This window comes from Streptomyces pyxinicus, assembly GCF_024753135.1.
GTDB lineage: Bacteria > Actinomycetota > Actinomycetes > Streptomycetales > Streptomycetaceae > Streptomyces > Streptomyces pyxinicus.
The window spans coordinates 34,999-52,163 of record NZ_JANUGP010000041.1 but is presented as its reverse complement, the minus strand read 5'-3'; the positions used below and the strand labels follow the sequence as shown (position 1 = coordinate 52,163).

Here is a 17,165-nt window from a genome sequence, read left to right as displayed (position 1 = left end):
CGGCTTGCGGGTCTTTGGGGGGGGGTGGGGGGGGGGGGGGGGGGGGCGGTGGCGGGGGGCGGCGCGGTGGGGTGGCGGGGCGCGCCCGCCGGGGTGGTGGGTCCCCCGGCGGCCGGTGTCGGCCTTCGGCTTCGGCTCGGTCACCGGTCGCCGGTCGCCGACCGCACGACCGCACGGGCGTACGGGCGTACGGGCGATCAAGGTGATCAGGGCGATGATTTGCCGGTCATCGACCGCGCCGCCGTACCGGCGGTCTACTTGCTCGTCATCGAGCGCGCGGTCGCGTACACGTCGAAGACGGCGAGGGTGAGCGGGATCAGGGTCAGCAGGACGAAGCCCTCGCTGATCTCCAGGAAGCGGCCCCAGAACGGGGTCGGTCCGCCGCGGGGCAGGATCAGGCCGAGCGCCGTCACCAGGGCGCTCGCGGCGGCGATGGCCGCGATCAGCCAGACGGTGCGGATCGCGAGGTCGGTGCGGTGGCCGTCCAGCGCGGCGGCGACGATGAGCTGCGGCGGGTTGAGGGCGAGGCCGAGGCCCAGCAGGACCAGCGAGCCCAGGCCGGCGGCCAGGACGGGGGCGACCTGGGCGGTGTAGCGGAAGAGGCCGGCGCGCATCAGCATCGCCACGCCGGTGGCGAGGGCGAGCAGTTGGGCCCAGACGTCGTCCGAGAAGCCCAGGACCGCCGAGGCGCCGACGGCGAGGAGCGCGCAGCCGCCGACCAGGCCGACGAGGAGTTCGTGGCCGCGCCGGGCCTGCGCGGCGACGCGTCCGGTGTCCACGGGCTCGGGGCCGGCGGTCTCGACGCCGTACGCGGAGCGGGTGGCGCCGTTGCTGGGGTTCTCGAAGCCGATCGGCAGCCGCGCGAAGCGCATCGACATGCCGGGCAGGAAGGCGAGGGCGCCGACGGAGACGGGCGCGCACAGGCCGGCCATCTCGACCGGGGCCCAGTGGGTGAGGGTCGCGACGAAGACGACGACCAGCGCGACCGCCGAGGCGAACACGAAGGCCACGAACGGCCCGTCGCCCTGCGGTGAGCACAGGGCGAGGACGAGCGCGGCGACCAGGACCGCCGCGCAGGCCAGCAGGAACTGGAGTCTGCCGACGCCCTCGCCGCCGCTCAGGGGCAGCAGTCCGCTGCCCGCGACCCCGATGTTCGGCAGCGCGCCGAGCCCGAGGGCGACGGCCGAGCCGCGGTCGTCGTAGACGCGGGCGCGGACCGCGGACAGCACCACCAGGAGGATGCCGGTGACGGCGGCGAGGACGCCGGCCAGGCCGTGCATGTCGTGGCGCGGGTCGGCGGTCCAGGCGACGAACGCGAGGAGCGCCGGCAGCACTCCACCGCCGACGAGTCCCGCGGCGCGCGTGAGGTCGCCGCTCCACAGCGTGTGCTGTTTGGTGACGGCGGAGGCGACGGCCTCGGCGACGTCGTCGAAGACGGCCGGGGGCAGGGATTCCGCGAACGGGCGCAGGGTGAGCAGTTCGCCGTCGAGGATGCGCTGCGCGGCGAAGGAGCGGGCGCTGTCCAGCACGGTGCCGTCGGTGCGGACCAGGTGGTAGCCGACCGGGGCGCCCGCTTCGGCGCTCTGCCGCGACAGCCGGAGGATCTCCGGGTAGAGGTCGGCGACCGGGACGTCGTCGGGCAGTGCCACGTCGATGCGGCTGTCCGGCGCGACGATGGTGACCCGGCAGAAGCCGAGTCCGTTGCCGGACCCGGAAGGCGCGCCCGTCCCGGGTCCGCCGGTGGCGGCGGCCGTCATGCTCACCTGCTGTTCCCCCTCAGTGGTGGTGCGTCTGTGTCTCGGTGATCGTGTTGCGGTGGTGGTGGTACGGCTGTGTCGTGAAGGTCTCGTGCCCGTTCGCGCCGGCCACGGCCGCGAAGGTGCCGGCGGCCGGAATTCCGGGGCCCTCCTGCTCCGACATCGGGCGGGTTGACCGCCTATGTCCGGCCGGCGCGGCGTGTGCTCACGCGAACATCCGGCACCCTACCGCTCACCCGCGCGCGGTGAACTCAGTAGGATCACGCGGCGGCCCGCGCTCGCCGACACGGGGCGGTGGGTGGAAAGCCTGGGTCGGGCAAGGGAATTGGTGAGCAGTGAGCCAGATCGTCGTCAAGCGCCCGCCACGGGCGCTGCCGTCCGAGGTGCCCACGGAGGAGATCGCGGTCCAGCCGCCGCCGGAACTGCCGCGCGGGGCGCAGGAGAGCGTGCTGATGCAGCTGCTGCCCACGCTGGGCATGGGCGGCTCGGTGGTGTTCTTCTTCACGAACGGGCAGCCGTTCATGAAGATCATGGGCATGATCATGATCGCCTCGACGGTGGCCATGTCCGTCGCGATGGTGGTCCGCTTCCGCCGCGGCTCCCAGGGGCAGCTCGCCGACCTGCGGCGCGACTACCTCAGCTACCTCTCCCAGGCGCGCACCTCGGCCGTCGAGACGGCGAATCGGCAGCGGGACGCGCAGTACTACCTGCACCCCTCCCCCGAACAGCTGTGGGCGCTCGTCGCCGAGGGCAGCCGGGTGTGGGAGCGGCGGCCCGGCGACGAGGACTTCGCGCACGTACGCGTCGGCCTGGGCCCGCAGCCGCTGGCCACCGCGCTCATCGCCCCGGAGACCGGTCCCGTCGAGCAGCTTGAGCCGCTGACCGCGGGCGCGATGCAGCGCTTCCTCGCCACCCACAACACGGTCGGCGACCTGCCGATGGCGGTGTCGCTGCGCGCCTTCTCCCACGTCACCGTGAGCGGCGAGCCGCACTCCGTACGGTCCTCGGCCCGCGCCCTGGTCGGCTCGCTGGCCTCGCTGCACTCCCCGGAGGACCTGGTCGTCGCCGTGGCCGCGGGCCGCGAGGCGCTGCCGCACTGGGACTGGGCGAAGTGGCTCCCACACGCGCAGCTCGCCGGCGAGGTGGACGGCGCGGGCTCCCGCCGGCTGATCGGCACCGACCCGCGCGAGCTGGAGGACCTGCTCGCCACCCGGCTGACCGGCCGGCCGCGCTTCCACCCCGCCGCGTCCCCGCTGCTGGACGAGCCGCACATCGTGCTCGTCCTGGACGACGTCTCCCTGCTGCCGGACTCGGTGCTCGCCAACCCCGAGGGCCTCCAGGGCGTCACGGTCGTCGAGGTCGTCCCCGGGGAACTCACCACGGCGGGCGGCGACCTGTCCGTCGTCGTCCAGCCGGGCGTGCTGCGCCTGGAGTCCGGGCACGGCGAGGTCTACGAGGGCACCCCGGACGGTCTCTCCCACGAGTCCGCCGAGGCACTGGCCCGGCAACTGGCCCCGCTGCGCATGGCCTCCGGTGGCGACGACGACCAGCCGCTGCTCGCCAACCTGGAGTTCACCGACCTGCTGGGGCTCGGGGACGCGGCGTCCGTGGACACCAAGCGCACCTGGCGGCCCCGCGCGCTCGCCGAGCGGCTGCGCGTGCCGATCGGCCTCGGCGAGGACGGCCGTCCGGTCATGCTGGACCTCAAGGAGGCCGCGCAGGAGGGCATGGGCCCGCACGGCTTGTGCGTCGGCGCCACCGGTTCCGGCAAGTCGGAGCTGCTGCGCACCCTGGTGCTCGGCCTCGCCGTCACGCACTCCTCCGAGACGCTGAACTTCGTCCTCGCGGACTTCAAGGGCGGCGCCACCTTCGCCGGCATGGCCCAGATGCCGCACGTGGCGGCCGTCATCACCAACCTGGCCGACGACCTCACCCTGGTCGACCGCATGGGCGACTCGATCCGCGGCGAGCTGAACCGCCGCCAGGAGATGCTCCGCGACGCCGGCAACTACGCCAACATCCACGACTACGAGAAGGCCCGCGCGGCCGGCGCCCCGCTCCAGCCGATCCCCTCCCTCGTCCTCGTCATCGACGAGTTCAGCGAACTGCTGACGGCCAAGCCCGATTTCATCGAGATGTTCGTGCAGATCGGCCGGATCGGCCGCTCGCTCGGCGTGCACCTGCTGCTGGCCTCACAGCGCCTGGAGGAGGGCCGGCTGCGCGGCCTGGAGACGTATCTGTCGTACCGCATCGGCCTGCGGACCTTCTCGGCGGCGGAGTCCCGGGCCGCGCTCGGTGTCCCCGACGCCTACGAACTCCCGAACGTCCCCGGTTCCGGCTTCCTGAAGTTCGGCACGGACGAGATGCTGCGCTTCAAGGCGGCCTACGTCTCCGGCGTCCACCGCTCCGGCCCGCACCGCGCGGCCCTGGGCGGCGGGCCCCTGCCGGTGGACCGGCGGCCGGTGCTCTTCACGGCCACCGAGGTGCCGGTCCAGTACACGGCCATCCCCCGGCAGCGCACCCAGTCCTCCCCCGAGGTCGACGAGGCGCTGGCCGACACGGTCCTGGACGTGATCGTGCGCCGGCTTGAGGCGCAGGGCCCGGCGGCCCACCAGGTGTGGCTGCCCCCGCTGGAGAGCCCGCCCTCGCTGGACGCGCTGCTGCCCGGCCTCGCGGCGGTGCAGGGCCGCGGTCTGACCCAGCCGAACTACGAGGGCGCCGGACGCCTGGTCGTCCCGGTCGGCCTGGTCGACAAGCCGTACGAGCAGCGCCGCGACCGCCTGACGCTCGACTTCTCGGGCGCGGCCGGCCATATGCAGATCATCGGCGGCCCGCAGTCCGGCAAGTCGACGCTGCTGCGCTCCCTGATCTGCGCCTTCGCGCTCACGCACACACCCCACGAGGTGCAGTTCTACGGCCTCGACTTCGGTGGCGGCGGCCTGGCCGCGGTGGACGGCCTGCCGCACGTGGGCGGCGTCGCCTCCCGCCTCGACCCCGAGCGGGTGCGCCGCACGGTCTCCGAGGTCTACGGCGTGCTGACCCGCCGCGAGGAGTACTTCCGCGCCTCGGGCATCGCCTCCATCGCCGACTACCGCAACCGCCGCGCCCGGGGCCAGATCTCGGTCACCGACCAGCCTTGGGGTGACGTCTTCCTGGTCATCGACGGCTGGGGCAACTTCCGCACCGACTACGAGGCACTGGAACCGGCCGTCCTGGACATGGCGGCGCGCGGCCTCGGCTACGGCATCCACGTGGTCATCACGGCGTCCCGCTCGATGGAGGTCCGCGCTAACCTCAAGGACCACCTGATGAACCGCCTGGAGCTGCGCCTGGGCGACGTCATGGACTCCGAGATCGACCGCAAGGTGGCCGCCAACGTCCCCACGGGCGTCCCCGGCCGCGGTCTGTCCCCGCAGAAGCTGCACTACATGGCAGCGGTCCCGCGGATCGACGGCCTGACCTCCGACACCGACCTCGCCGAGGCGACGGCCGCGCTGGCCACCGAGGTCGGCCGCCACTGGCAGGCCCCGGGCGCCCCGAAGGTACGGCTGCTGCCGCGCCGGCTGGAGGCGACCGAACTGCCGCCCGGCGACCGTTTCCCGAAGCGGGGCGTCTCCTTCGCGCTGGACGAGGAGAACCTGGAGCCGGTGTACCTCGACTTCGAACAGGACCCGTTCTTCCTCGTCTTCGGCGAGAGCGAGTCCGGCAAGTCGAACCTGCTGCGCCTGCTGATCCGGCAGCTGACCCTGCGGTACGGCGGCGACGAGGCGAAGTTCTTCGTCGTGGACAACCGGCGCTCGCTGCTGGACGTCACTCCGGCGTCCCACCTGGCCGAGTACATCCCGATGTCCAGCCAGATGGACCACCACATGGTCGCCCTGGCCGACCTCATGCAGCGCCGCACGCCCACGGCCGACGTCACCCCGCAGCAACTCCGGGACCGGAGCTGGTGGCGCGGCCCGCAGGTGTTCGTCGTCATCGACGACTACGACCTGGTGTCCACCTCCAGCGGCAACCCCCTGGGCGGCCTCACCGAGATGCTGCCCTTCGCCCGCGACGTCGGCGTCCGCTTCATCATCGCCCGCTCCTCCGCGGGCGCCGGCCGCGCCGCCTACGAGCCGTTCATGCAGCGCATGAAGGAACTCGGCGCCCAGGGCATCGTCCTCACCGGCGACCCGGCCGAGGGCGACATCCTCGGCGGCGTCCGGCCCCGGCCGATGCCGGCGGGGCGGGGCGTCTTCGTGTCGCGGAAGCGGGGGAAGCCGTTGGTTCAGACGGGGTTGGTGGAGGTGGAGTACTGATGCTCGTGCACCGTTTCACCGCGCCGGGCGCCTTGGCCGTCGTAGCCGCCGCGCTCCTTGCCGGCGGCTGCGGCGGTGGCTCCTCGAAGGACACCGCGGCAGCCCCGAGCAGCGGTGTCGACGCGAGCAAGGTATGCGGCGGAGCACTCGACTCCGCTGCCTCGAAGGCACTGCGACGCTTGGCCGACGCGGATCGCTTCGACGGGTCCGGCGGAGCGAACGAGGCGGGCGGATCCGGCACGTTCTCCGTGCAGAACGTCGTCGGTCACCTGCACGACGAGTACAGCAAGCGAGAGGCGTGCTGGGTGTACAAGAGCGGGGACGACAGCGGGGACCCGCTTCTCGAGATCCGCTTCTCGGCGTCCCGCACCTATCCGACCGCTTCCGCCGAGGAATCGGCAGTCGAGGGTGTCAGCTTTCCCGTGGGTGTCTATGCACGGGTGGGTACCAGCGGAGCTGATCTGTTCTTCCGGTGTTCCACGAAGGCGCCGTCCGCAGGGGCATACGTCGGTGACACGAAGTATGTGAAAGCGGAGCTCTTCTCACCCGCCGGCAAAATACGGGGCGACAGTGCGGCCCGGGACCGTATAACGGTGCTCAATTCCGTCTCCCGGCTGGTGGCGCAAAAGGCCGGCTGCGCTTCGGAGGCGGACCTGCCGATGTCGCCATCGTGGCCGGACTCCGCATAAGGGTTGATCTGTGCAGCGGACAAACGAACCATCGAAGCAGCGGACCAACAGAGTCGGAGCCCCGCGTCCGGCACTTGCGGCGGCAGTGCTCCTCGCGTGGGTCTCCGCGTGCAGCTCAAGTGACGACGCGGTGGACGAGCCGACCCTCAAGGCCTCCCAGGTGTGCGGGGCGACGCTCGACTCGTCGGCGGTGAAGGCCCTGCAACGTATGGGCGGCACCGAGGAGTTCAGCGAATCACCCGGCTCCACGGCCACCGAGCAGTCGGGCAGGTTCTCGGTGAAGCGTGCGGCGAGCACCCTTCACGACGAAGTGACCGAGCGGAACCAGTGCGATGTCTTCAAGGCAGGGGACAAGACCGGGCACTCATTGATCCAGGTGGACTTCTCCGCCACGCAAGACCACCCCGGACTGGAGAATTCGCCGGGTCAAGAAGGAGAGAACACCTTCTACCCGATCGGCGTCTACGCCAAACACACGGCCGCAACGGCGCCACGCTCTATTTCGCGTGCTCAACCCGAGAAGCCGGCAAGGGAAAGGATTCGACTCCGTACGTCCACGGGGACCTCTACAGCACTCCGGGCCAGGTTGCCCACAATGCGACGGGATCAGATCTGATGGCCGTGCTCAACTCGGTTTCAAGGGCGATGGCCGTTGAACTGGGGTGCGCGTCTCAAGCGGCTCTCCCCGCACGCTTTCCCAACTCATAGGCGCTTCGCGTCTCGTTCGACGAGGCTGGGGGTGGACACCCTCCGTGCGTGTCCACCCCGCTACCGCGATGGTGCGATGGTCCCGGCCACCTACTGGAAGTAGCTCGCGGCCTTCTTGTCGCCGCCCATGTAGTCACCGCCGGCCGCATGGACGACCTTGCCGATGGCGACGAGGGCCTCGTGGATGCCGCGGGCCTCGCGGTCCCAGGCGGCCTGCTCCTGCACGTAGGTGTTGTGGGCCTCGCCCTCCCACATGCTGGAGACGCTCTGCACCTTGCTCTTGATGGCCTCCAGGCCCTGCTCCAGCTTCTGGGCCTGCTGGCCGATCTGGGTCGCCATCTCGTCGAGACGGTCGTAGTGGACCTCTGTCACGCCACCGTCGTGAACGCCCATGATTCCTCCGTTGCTGAGAAGTGTGATTCGGCCGGGATCAGTAGTTGGTGAGCGCCGAGTGCGAACCACCCAGGTCCACGTCGATGCTCTGCACCTTGGCGCGAATCTCGTCCTCGGTGTTGTCGTTGATCTTCATGGTCGTGTTCATGGCCTCGATGAACTTGACCAGGATGTTGCCCATCCGGACCATGCGCTCGTTGATCTCGGTCTGCTTGGTGTTGAACGCGCCAGCGCCGATACCCTTCCAGTGTCCTTCGAGGGTGTCGATCATGTGCTGGAGGCGCCCGAGCTGGCCCTTGATGTCGTCGAACTGGCCCAGCAGTTCCTTCTCCAGGCCGGCAACCTGATCTTTGGTGATCTTCTGAGTGCCTGCGGCCATTGCGATGCCTTTCTTCGTGGACTGACCTTGCCGGGCACCGAGTCGGACTCGGCACCCCGGCAAGCGGGGACCGCTGCTCACTCGGCGAGCGAGCAGGTGTACGGGAGACCGATCAGCGGCTACGCCGCGCCCGCAGCACGCCGTAACCGACACCTCCGACGACCAGTACGGCCGCTGCGGCACCGAGGGTCACCCAAGTCGTGGCGCTGGTGCCGGAGTCGGGGTCCTGCGCGGCTACGGTGCTGGGCGCACTAGTGGCACCGGCCCCCTTCGCCGGGCCGTCTTTGGAGGCCGAGGGTGTGGGGGTGGGGGTGGCTTCGTCGCCGGTGTAGTTGTCGGCGGCGAGCGGGTCTACGTTGGCCGGGCCGGGGTTGATCTTGGGGTTTTCGAGAACCTTGCGTGGCCGCACGAGGCCGTAGCCCAGGTAGATGCTCCGTTGCCCCTTGGCCCATGTGCGGCCGGCCGTGTCCACCAGCACGCGGAGCACCTGGTTGGCGGTCCAGTCGGGGTGTGCGGACCAGATGAGGGCGGCGGAGGCGGAGACAATGGCGGTTGCGGGACTAGTCCCCTTGCCTTTGCAGTACTCGGTGAACGTGTTGTCGCACCAGGTTGGGACGTCGACTCCGGGGGCTGCGAGATCCACATAGGTTCCGTGCTCGGCGAACTTGGCTACGGTGCCGGAGCGGTCCGCTGCGGAGACGCCGTTGACGTAAGGGTAGAAGGCTGGATACTCGATTTGATTATTCTTGGTCTGCGCTTCATTACCGACTGAGGCGAACAGCAACTTACCCTTGGACGCCGCGTACTTGACGGCTTTCTCCTCGTCCGGATCATACAAGGGACCACCAATGGACATATTGATGATTTTCGCGTCACTGTCTGCGGCAGCCCTGATATCCGCAGCGAGCGTGGCGGTCTTCGTCTTTTCAGTCTTCCCCTTCAGGGAATCGAGCTGCACGCGATACGGAATGATTTTCGCATCTGGAGCGAGGCCCTTGATGCCTCCGCCAGTCCCCGTTCCAGCGATCAGCTCGGCGATGCTCGTGCCATGCCCATTGAAGTCCTTGGTCACGTGATACGACACAGACTTCGCCACCTCGCCGACGAGTACCTGCCCCCTCAAAGATGGTGTGGCGGGATTTACGCCCGTGTCGATGACGGCGACCTTAATCCCCTTACCGGTGCTCGTCTTCCACATGGTGTCGGCTTTCATCGGAGCCAGGTACCACTGCTTCGACTGAATGTCCAAGGCCGCAGCGCCCGGAGCCAGGGAGGTGGAGACAATGGCCAACGCGCCCAGTGAGGAGCAGAGGACGGACAGGCGCGTCCCCCCACGCCGTGTCAGACGCCAAGCTTGTGAGCCACGTCGGCTTGTCCCCTGCTTCATGACTGCGTACGTCCTCGCTCTTTCAGTCGCTCTTCTGCTGACCGTCACGCCGCTTCTTCCGCGACGAACGACGCTGTTCCTTTTCCATCGGCCCCCCGGCGCGTCCTGTGCCTCCGTCCGGGGCTTGGCGCTCACCTACAGCACCTCGTCCGAGACCCGCTGTGGTGCCGCTCTCGGCATCCCCGGACGCGAAGCCTCCGTTCTTGCGCGGCGTGCCGATGGCTCCCTCGGGGCTGCCGGCCGAACGAAGCAGGGACTGACCGGTGCGAGGACTCCTCTTCGCCGCCTGAGCGCCGACCACCCCTCGCTGCCCGAGACCGCTCCGTGGCTGCTGCGAGGAGGTCGGCTCCTCGGCGCCAACGACCGTACCGCGCGGAACGCGAGGTTTCGGCCCCGTTCCTGCTGTGCGACCGGTGACCGGCTTCCCCCCTACGACCCCGTTGCGAGCCGCACTCACAGGTCCGGCTCCCGCACGGCCGACTGGCGTGTTGGTCATCCGAGGCGTTCCCCCGGTGACACCTCGCCCCAATGGTGAACGGCCGCCCTGGGGGGTGGAGCCGCGGACGGGTGACTGCCCCGTCGGGGCCGAGCTGCGACCGGTGGCGCGAGCCGCCTGCCCCATCGGCTCCTGAGGCACCCGGCCGCCGGTGGCGGCCCGCCCCGTCTGGCTCTCGGATCCCTGAGGAACTCGCCCACCTACGGCTCCCGAAGCTCCAGTGCGGCCTTGTGCCGAGATCGGGAGCCGACCCGCAGGGCCTCTGGCCGCGGCACGACCGACGGTCGGCGCGATCGGTGGCGCCATTGGGCCGCTGGTCATCGGAGGCGTCTGTCCACCGCCGGCGGCCGGAAGGGTGGGCGCGGAAGGCGCGGGTTGTGCGGTGTGCACCGGAGGAGGCAACGTCCCCGTCGCGTTGATTTCCGTGCCGACCTGATGGCCGGGATGGAGGACCGGGGGGTGCACCTCTTTGACCGGAGAGTTGTGGTGTGCGGGGCGCACGTCGGTCGTGTCCGCCTGCACATGATGGCTCACCGCACCGGCAACGATCGGAGCCGAGTGCGTCGACCCGTACCGCTCCGACGCCCCGGATGCCCTGTCGTCACTACCCTGCAGGGACGGCTTCGGCACTCCCACCGAGGGCATCGCCTGGTACGGCTTCGGCCCCTCCTCCCCCTCCAGGCTGCCGGCCGACACCGCGTAGTACGAGGCCAGCTTGTTCATCTGGTTGATGGCCTCTTGCCGGTGCTTCTCGGCCTGTTTGGCTGCCACGTAGTCCGGGTTGCTGTCGACCTGCTTGGCCTTGGGCAGTTCTGTGGGCAGCTTCCGATCCGCGTGCGGACGGGAATCACGAGGCGGCATGGACTTCTTCACTGTGGCCAGGCCCATGCTCGCCGCGGAGATCTGGGTGGCCGACTTGTCGGCGAACGTGGCGAGTTCGTCACTCCAGTCGGCCAGGCCACCAGCCCAGGTGTGGAAGTCGGTCGCGGCCTGTCCCTGCCAGTCGACCTGCTTCAGATGGGTCCTCAGGTCTGTCGCGGCCTCGGAGATGGCCTTGTGGGCATCCCACAAAGCCTTGCCTGCCGCTTCCAGATGCTCCGGCTGGGCATGCTCGACAAGGTCGATCATGTCGTTCAGATCGTGGTTCTCGAAGTCCGTCGAACCGAAGGCGTTGACGTGCCTACCGAAGCCGAACGGCATGAAGGCCAGCAAGCCCTCGACGGCGTCGACCCTGTCGATCTGCTGACCCGCCTCCTCCACGCCGGGCTTGTACTCAGACTTGTGCTGCCAGTTGTCATCACTCATCAGAGCCCTGCCTTGTTCGACTTCGAGGGCGCGGGTGCCGGATGCGCCTGGTGTGGCTTCTCGTGCGGCATCGCCTTCTTGTACTCCCGGTCGAGTTGCGACTGAATCGCCCAGAAGCGCTGACGCACTCCCTCTTCGACGTTGTCGAAGCCGACATCGGCCGCCTTGACCGCGATTCCCAGGGCCTCGATCTGCATGCCCAGTGATTGGGACAGATGTGTCAGGCGTTCATGCACGCGTTCGTACTGGCCGTGCAGGTCGGCCGCCTCGCTGAATGCCACCCCCGTACCACTGAACGACGCCCGACTGATGGCGTGCTGTGCGATGCTGGACGAAGCGCCCGGTGAGTCGTCAAAAGTCTTCAGCGCGTCGTTCACGCGTTTCTGGAAGATCTTCAGGGCCTCAAGTCCGCGCCTCAGATCCGAGCCGCCGCCGTTACTCACTGCGACTCCTTCCCCGTTCCCCGTTTGTACAGCTCTCAACGAACCAGGCAGCGGGCAGCCCGCCCCCGATCCATCCCTGACCACTGTAGTCACTGTGTAAATCGCGGCCAACCGAACTCTGCAACAGCCCAGTTGCAGTGAGGCTCGGGAGCGGCCAGCCATCGGCATCACATAGGCCGCAAAGCGGCCATCAACGACAGAGCAGACCCGGCATCTGCACAGAAGGTTCACATCACGCCATCGCTCCATCGACGTCGAGCGGTCCCGGTCCCAGCTTTGCAACCAGGAAGTTCCCCGCTCCGCAACGCGGCATCTTGCCGTCAAGAGGTCCGCCCATGTGACGGGTGGAGACAGGCGGGCTCTCTCCGTCGAACTTTCACAGCCGCGAGTTCGTCCATAGCGGACATGGAGCAAACTTTTCCCAACCCGGGTTGCTAGCTTGGCCCTCGCATTGCTCTACGGCACTGCGGTAGTCACGGGGGAAGGGGCCGTTTCATGGCTTGGGACGAGTGGGAACAACTCAAGACGCAAGCCGCCGAAGGACAGTCGGCGCACATGCAGCTCAACCACGTCGACCCTGGCGGCGGCACCTATGGCCCCTACGTCGTACCGAGCAAGACCGGTGACCTCAAGGTGGGCCACGAGGACCTGGAGAAGATCGGCAGCTCCGCACACCACCTCTACGACCAGCTGTGGGACAAGGCCCGTGTGGCGACCCCCAGCAGCGACACGGCGGCCGGCGATCTTTCCCAGCAGGGTTTCGCCCTCGGTGCCGGACTCCAGCACGTCTCGGACCGCTGGGAAGAGCAGCTGAAGTCCCTCATGGACGCCTGTGCCCAGATCTCGAACCACATGCAGACCACCAAAAAGGTGCACGCCGACGACGAGAACTACATCCAGCGGCAGATGAGCAGTATCGACGCCCTGGACGACGGGTTCGACGAACGGGTCGGGGCCCCGGGCGAGAAGAACTCCATCTACGGAGAGAACGACAAGGGCAAGAAGAAGGAGTAGCGGCACCGGGAGGGGCCGACGGCGCCTCCCCTCATGTCAGCCGATACCGCTGCCCGCCACCCCAGAGGACGACGACATCCCGTGGACTTCAACGCCCTGTACCACGCCAACTTCAAGCTCTTCGACGACGCCGTCACCGACTGGTCGACGCTCGTGAAGCACCTCGCGGACCTGAAGAAGGACGCCGAGGACGACCTGCACAAAGCTGCTCTCAAGGCCGACTGGGCCGGGGTGAACGCGCAGGTGTCCCGGGAGTTCGTCGGCAAGACGGCCGGCGAATTCGGCGATGCCCACACACAGGCCACCACCATCCACAACATCCTGGTCGATACCCAGGGCGAGCTGAAGTCGTATCACCAGCAGCTCAAGGACGCGGTCTCACGCGGCCAGAAGAAGAACCTCACCGTCGTCGACGCCGGCCAGGGCAAGTTCACGGTCGTGGGCAACACGCGGCCCGACTGGAGCTCGGACCCGAGCGGCAACAAGAGTGCGAACAGCCAGAAGGACGCCGACGACCTCCGCGACGAGATCCAGGGCATCCTCGGCAAGGCCACCGAGAGCGACAACACGGCCAGGACGGTTCTCATGGCGCTCGTCGACCAGACCAGGATGGGCTTCTCCAACGCCGGCTACAAGGACCGCGACGCCGCGGCGGACGCGGTCAAGGAGGCCGACGAACTGGCGAAGGTCGCGGCGAAGAACCCGGACGACCTGTCCGTGGCGGACTTCGACCGGCTCAACGCCGGGCTGAAGAAGTACGCCGACGACCCCCTGTTCGCCGAGCGCTTCGCTTCCAGCCTGGGACCGCAGAAGACCCTGGAGTTCTGGACCGGGATCAGCGATCCCAGCCGGGGCAACTACGAGCTGGGGCACAAACGCCTGGACCAGTTCGACGACCTCCAGCGGAACCTCGGGCTGACGCTGGCCCACGCCACGCAGAGCGATTCCACCGACATGACCGAGTGGAAGCGCAAGATGATCGACCTCGGCGACAAGCCGCTCTACGGCGACCGAGGCGGCCCCATGGGCTTCCAGGTCATGAGCAACCTGATGCGGACCGGTGACTACGACGACCAGTTCCTGAAGGACTACGGAACCAAGCTCATGGCCACCGAGCGGAAGATGACCGGCAACGGCGCGCACGGGAACCCGATCTGGCAGCACACCGGCATGAGTTCCTGGCTGAACCGGATCGGCGACGACAGCGGCAACGACCCGCTCACCGGCTATCTCAAGGGTCTGTCCAACAGCCCCGACGCGGCCACCGACTTCCTCAACCAGCAGTACGTGTCCAAGGACGACTCGGACAATCCCTTCGAGCGGGACACCGAAGGCAACGGCAAGAAGGGCAAGGTGTCGCTGACCAACTTCCAGTACCTCTTCGAGGAGCGGGACTGGCCCAAGGAAGCGGACCTGCACGGCGACGACATCATCACGGGTCAGAACAACCTGGCGCTGGCTCTGGAGGCTGCGACGACGGGGCATCCGGCCGGCGAACTGCCCACGGCGGATACCCCTCCGCACAACGCGGGGCAGGCAAAGCTCGTAGAGGACATCTTCCACTCGGTATCGGAGCAGCCCGACCGGCTTACCGGCCACGGTTACATGTCGGACAGTATGGGCCAGATCGCTGCAGAGTACATGCCCGACATCCACCGGGGCCTGCACGCGGGCGGTGCCAGCGAGAAGACGCTGTTCCCCATCGCGGGTACGGCGGCCTCACTCGACGAGCGGGACATCACGAGGTTCCTGTACTCGGTCGGTCAGAATCCCGAAGGCTACGCCGCGGTCAACCTCGGCCAGCACAGCTATACCGCACAGCTGATGCAACATCATTTCGCGCATCCGTCCGCGTACGTCGAGGATCCCTCATTCTCCCAGGCCGACAACCTGAAGCAGAGCTCCGACCACGTCGCCCGAACCGCTGGTGAGATCGAGGGACTCATCGGTGCCGGCCGTGCCTACCAGGGTGAGCTGGACGGCGGCGCGAAGGACGCCGAGTACAACGCCGCGATCGAGAACGCCGGCAACTGGGGCGGTACGGCCATCGGTATCGGCATCGGCCTAGCCACGGAACCGATGACCGGGCCCGGCGGCGCCATCATCGGCGATGTGGCCGGAACAGCCGCCGACGAGATCATTGGCAAGATCACCGAGGGAGCCATGAAGGACAGCTCCGGAGAAATCATCTACCGGAACGGCGAAAGTTTTCAGGACACCTCCGACTCCACCTACAAGATGGTGGAACTCGCCGCTCAGAAGGCGGGCCAGAACTCCGGTCACCGCTACCCGATGGTCGAGGCATCGGTGGCCACCTCCGCGCAGGACGGATTCGACACCTCCGGCCGTCTGATCCACCAGTACCTCGACGGTGAGGGCATCCCACGGCAACTCGACACGGAAGACTGAGACGTTGGCTTCGACTGGTACCAAGGCCCTGATCGCCGGCGGAACGGCATTGCTGCTCTGCCTCGTCGGTGGTGTTCTCTACGCCTTCGGGCTTTCGCCGTTCGGAGAGGAGAAGGGGGAGATCAAGGCGTCCGAGGTGTGCCGGACGCTGGGGGCGTCGGATGGCTCGGCGGTCGCGCTGCGTCGTGTCCTGCCCGGTGAGTCCGCCTATTCGTTCGACGACGCCGTGTCCGATCCGCGTCGTGACGACATGGATGTCAGTTACTCGTCGTCCTGCTTTGTCGACGGGGGTGGGAAACAACTGCTGTCGGCTACGGCCGAGATGTTGCAGTACGACCACGCCGAGGAGTGGGTGGAGGAAGTGGTGGGGCAGTTCGCGTCGGTGTCGTCGTTGAAGGCGTTCGACGCTGGGGACAAGGCTGTTGCCTCGGACAAGGTCGCCGCCGTCTACCTTCCCTGCGTCGCCCGTGGCGACGGGCAGCACCTGAGTGTCGTCGTCCATCTCAAGCAGCAGGGGGGCGGTGGCGCGGAGCGGCTGCGGGACGGGCTGGTGTCCCTCGCCCGGAGTACCGCCCGGTTCGCACAGCAGAATGCGAAGTGTGACGTGGTCGCCGAGGTGGGAACCTGAGTGCGAGTTCTATGGCCGGGTCTCCAGGGGGCGGCGGCGTCGGGCGTCGCGGAGGGCGATTGCTCCGCCGCCCAGGGCCGCCACCAGGACGGCCGCGCCGATCGCCACGTAGGTGGCGATGCGGGCCGTGCGTTCCTGGGGGGTTTCGCCGAGGGTCAGTTTGGCGGGGGTGGGGGCCTGGGCGTGGGTGAGGCCCGGGTCGGGGTGGGGTGACTCGATCGGGTGGTCGTCCTCGGTGAGGGCCCGTACCGGGTCGACCACGCCCCAGCCCACCCGGCTGTCGTGGCCGGTGATCGAGCGTTCCGCCGTCTGCTCGATCTGGGCGACGACCTCGCGGGCCGTCCAGTCGGGATGCTTGGCCTTGATCAGTGCGGCCACCGCGGCGACGTACGGCGCGGAGAAGCTGGTCCCGTTGTCGGAGCAGTGGCCGCCCTTGGGGACGGTCGAGATCATGTCGACGCCGGGTGCGGCGACGCCGACGAAGTCGCCCGACTGGGAGAAGGCCGCGCGTTCGTTGTTGCGGTCCGAGGCGGCGACGGCGAGGACTCCGCCGTAGGAGGCGGGATAGGTCTTCTTGTCGTTGCCGCCGAGGCCGTCGTTGCCCGCCGAGGCGACTACGACGATCTTGTGGGCCAGGGCCGCGTCGATGGCGTTCCGGAGGTCGTCGTCCGGCGGTACGGCGTTCGTCGTGTCCTGCGAGATGTTGATGACCTGGGCTTTGACGTCGATCGCGTATCTGATCGCTTGTGCGAGGGTGGTGGCCGTGCCGTGCCCCTCGGCGTCGTTCTGCTTGATCGGGATGATGGTGGCCTCGGGGGCGAGGCCGACGAAGCCCGTGCCCTTCATCGGACGGGCGGCGATGATGCCCGCCACCCGGGTGCCGTGCCCGACGGTGTCGGTCGTCCCGTGCGTGTTGCCGCGCTCGATCGGCTTGCCCTTGACCTTCGGCGGCAGCAGGTTCTCGCCGAGGGAGGCGTCGACCGCGTCCGTCAGCTGCGGGTTGGCGGTGTCGACGCCCGTGTCGATGACGGCCACCCGTACGTGCCTGCCCTTCGACTGGCTCCACAGCTCGTCCAGGTTGACGCGCTGGAGGGCCCACGGGGTGCCGCTGTACTTGTGGTTGGTGCTGGAGAACGTGCACTGGTCGGACGCCGAGTCCGCGACGGCGGCGGGGGCCGCGGCCAGGGATGCGGTGAGTGCCAGTGTCAGGAGCAGGGGCGTGCGGGGACGGAGAGGGGAGTAGTCGTGCATCGGCT

At 68.5% G+C, this 17,165-nt stretch carries 14 protein-coding genes; 6 read left to right on the top strand and 8 right to left on the bottom strand.

Annotation, left to right across the window (positions count from 1 at the left end; all coding sequences use genetic code 11):
* Nucleotides 1-254 precede the first annotated feature (254 nt).
* Nucleotides 255-1,757, bottom strand: coding sequence for a type VII secretion integral membrane protein EccD (gene eccD / locus NX794_RS32955; RefSeq protein ID WP_309506056.1), 1,503 nt, complete (start codon nucleotides 1,755-1,757; stop codon nucleotides 255-257).
* 19 nt (nucleotides 1,758-1,776) lie between these two features.
* Nucleotides 1,777-1,920, bottom strand: coding sequence for a hypothetical protein (locus tag NX794_RS32950; RefSeq protein WP_258783343.1), 144 nt, complete (start codon nucleotides 1,918-1,920; stop codon nucleotides 1,777-1,779).
* A 172-nt stretch (nucleotides 1,921-2,092) separates the two neighbouring features.
* Between NX794_RS32950 and eccCa the strand changes: the two genes are divergently transcribed.
* The 3 genes from eccCa (at nucleotide 2,093) to NX794_RS32935 (ending at nucleotide 7,363) form a co-directional block, all read left to right on the top strand.
* Nucleotides 2,093-6,058 carry a type VII secretion protein EccCa gene (gene eccCa / locus NX794_RS32945; RefSeq protein ID WP_258783342.1) on the top strand — a complete coding sequence of 1,322 codons (3,966 nt, stop codon included), beginning with the start codon at nucleotides 2,093-2,095 and terminating at the stop codon, nucleotides 6,056-6,058.
* On the top strand, nucleotides 6,058-6,747 hold the full coding sequence (locus tag NX794_RS32940; protein ID WP_258783341.1) for a hypothetical protein: 690 nt from the start codon (nucleotides 6,058-6,060) through the stop codon (nucleotides 6,745-6,747). Before eccCa ends, NX794_RS32940 begins: the two co-directional genes overlap by 1 nt.
* Before the next feature lie 130 nt (nucleotides 6,748-6,877).
* Nucleotides 6,878-7,363 (top strand): hypothetical protein, encoded by a 486-nt coding sequence (locus NX794_RS32935; RefSeq protein WP_258783340.1) that lies wholly within the window; start codon nucleotides 6,878-6,880, stop codon nucleotides 7,361-7,363.
* A 182-nt stretch (nucleotides 7,364-7,545) separates the two neighbouring features.
* On the opposite strand, the gene NX794_RS32930 is transcribed toward NX794_RS32935, so the two are convergent.
* From NX794_RS32930 to NX794_RS32910, 5 genes are all read right to left on the bottom strand, one after another.
* Complete coding sequence (locus NX794_RS32930) at nucleotides 7,546-7,848, bottom strand: WXG100 family type VII secretion target (RefSeq protein WP_258783339.1); 303 nt, start codon at nucleotides 7,846-7,848, stop codon at nucleotides 7,546-7,548.
* Between the two features lie 37 nt (nucleotides 7,849-7,885).
* Complete coding sequence (locus NX794_RS32925) at nucleotides 7,886-8,227, bottom strand: WXG100 family type VII secretion target (protein WP_258783338.1); 342 nt, start codon at nucleotides 8,225-8,227, stop codon at nucleotides 7,886-7,888.
* A 112-nt stretch (nucleotides 8,228-8,339) separates the two neighbouring features.
* Entirely contained in the window at nucleotides 8,340-9,548 is a 1,209-nt protein-coding gene (locus tag NX794_RS32920; RefSeq protein WP_428986007.1) for a S8 family serine peptidase, read from the bottom strand.
* A gap of 88 nt (nucleotides 9,549-9,636) precedes the next feature.
* Nucleotides 9,637-11,415: a WXG100 family type VII secretion target gene (locus NX794_RS32915; protein ID WP_258783336.1), complete on the bottom strand. Its 1,779-nt coding sequence runs from the start codon at nucleotides 11,413-11,415 to the stop codon at nucleotides 9,637-9,639.
* Nucleotides 11,415-11,858 (bottom strand): DUF2563 family protein, encoded by a 444-nt coding sequence (locus NX794_RS32910; protein WP_258783335.1) that lies wholly within the window; start codon nucleotides 11,856-11,858, stop codon nucleotides 11,415-11,417. The genes NX794_RS32915 and NX794_RS32910 overlap by 1 nt, the downstream gene beginning before the upstream one ends.
* A gap of 495 nt (nucleotides 11,859-12,353) precedes the next feature.
* Between NX794_RS32910 and NX794_RS32905 the strand changes: the two genes are divergently transcribed.
* The 3 genes from NX794_RS32905 (at nucleotide 12,354) to NX794_RS32895 (ending at nucleotide 15,909) form a co-directional block, all read left to right on the top strand.
* Entirely contained in the window at nucleotides 12,354-12,872 is a 519-nt protein-coding gene (locus tag NX794_RS32905; RefSeq protein WP_258783334.1) for a hypothetical protein, read from the top strand.
* An 81-nt stretch (nucleotides 12,873-12,953) separates the two neighbouring features.
* The gene (locus NX794_RS32900; protein ID WP_258783333.1) at nucleotides 12,954-15,281 is read left to right on the top strand and encodes a DUF6571 family protein; all 2,328 of its coding nucleotides are present in this window, start codon (nucleotides 12,954-12,956) and stop codon (nucleotides 15,279-15,281) included.
* Nucleotides 15,282-15,285: 4 nt separating this feature from the next.
* Nucleotides 15,286-15,909, top strand: coding sequence for a hypothetical protein (locus NX794_RS32895; protein WP_258783332.1), 624 nt, complete (start codon nucleotides 15,286-15,288; stop codon nucleotides 15,907-15,909).
* A gap of 9 nt (nucleotides 15,910-15,918) precedes the next feature.
* Here NX794_RS32895 and mycP read toward each other — a convergent pair whose 3' ends face one another.
* Nucleotides 15,919-17,160 (bottom strand): type VII secretion-associated serine protease mycosin, encoded by a 1,242-nt coding sequence (gene mycP, locus NX794_RS32890; protein WP_258783331.1) that lies wholly within the window; start codon nucleotides 17,158-17,160, stop codon nucleotides 15,919-15,921.
* Nucleotides 17,161-17,165 lie beyond the last annotated feature (5 nt).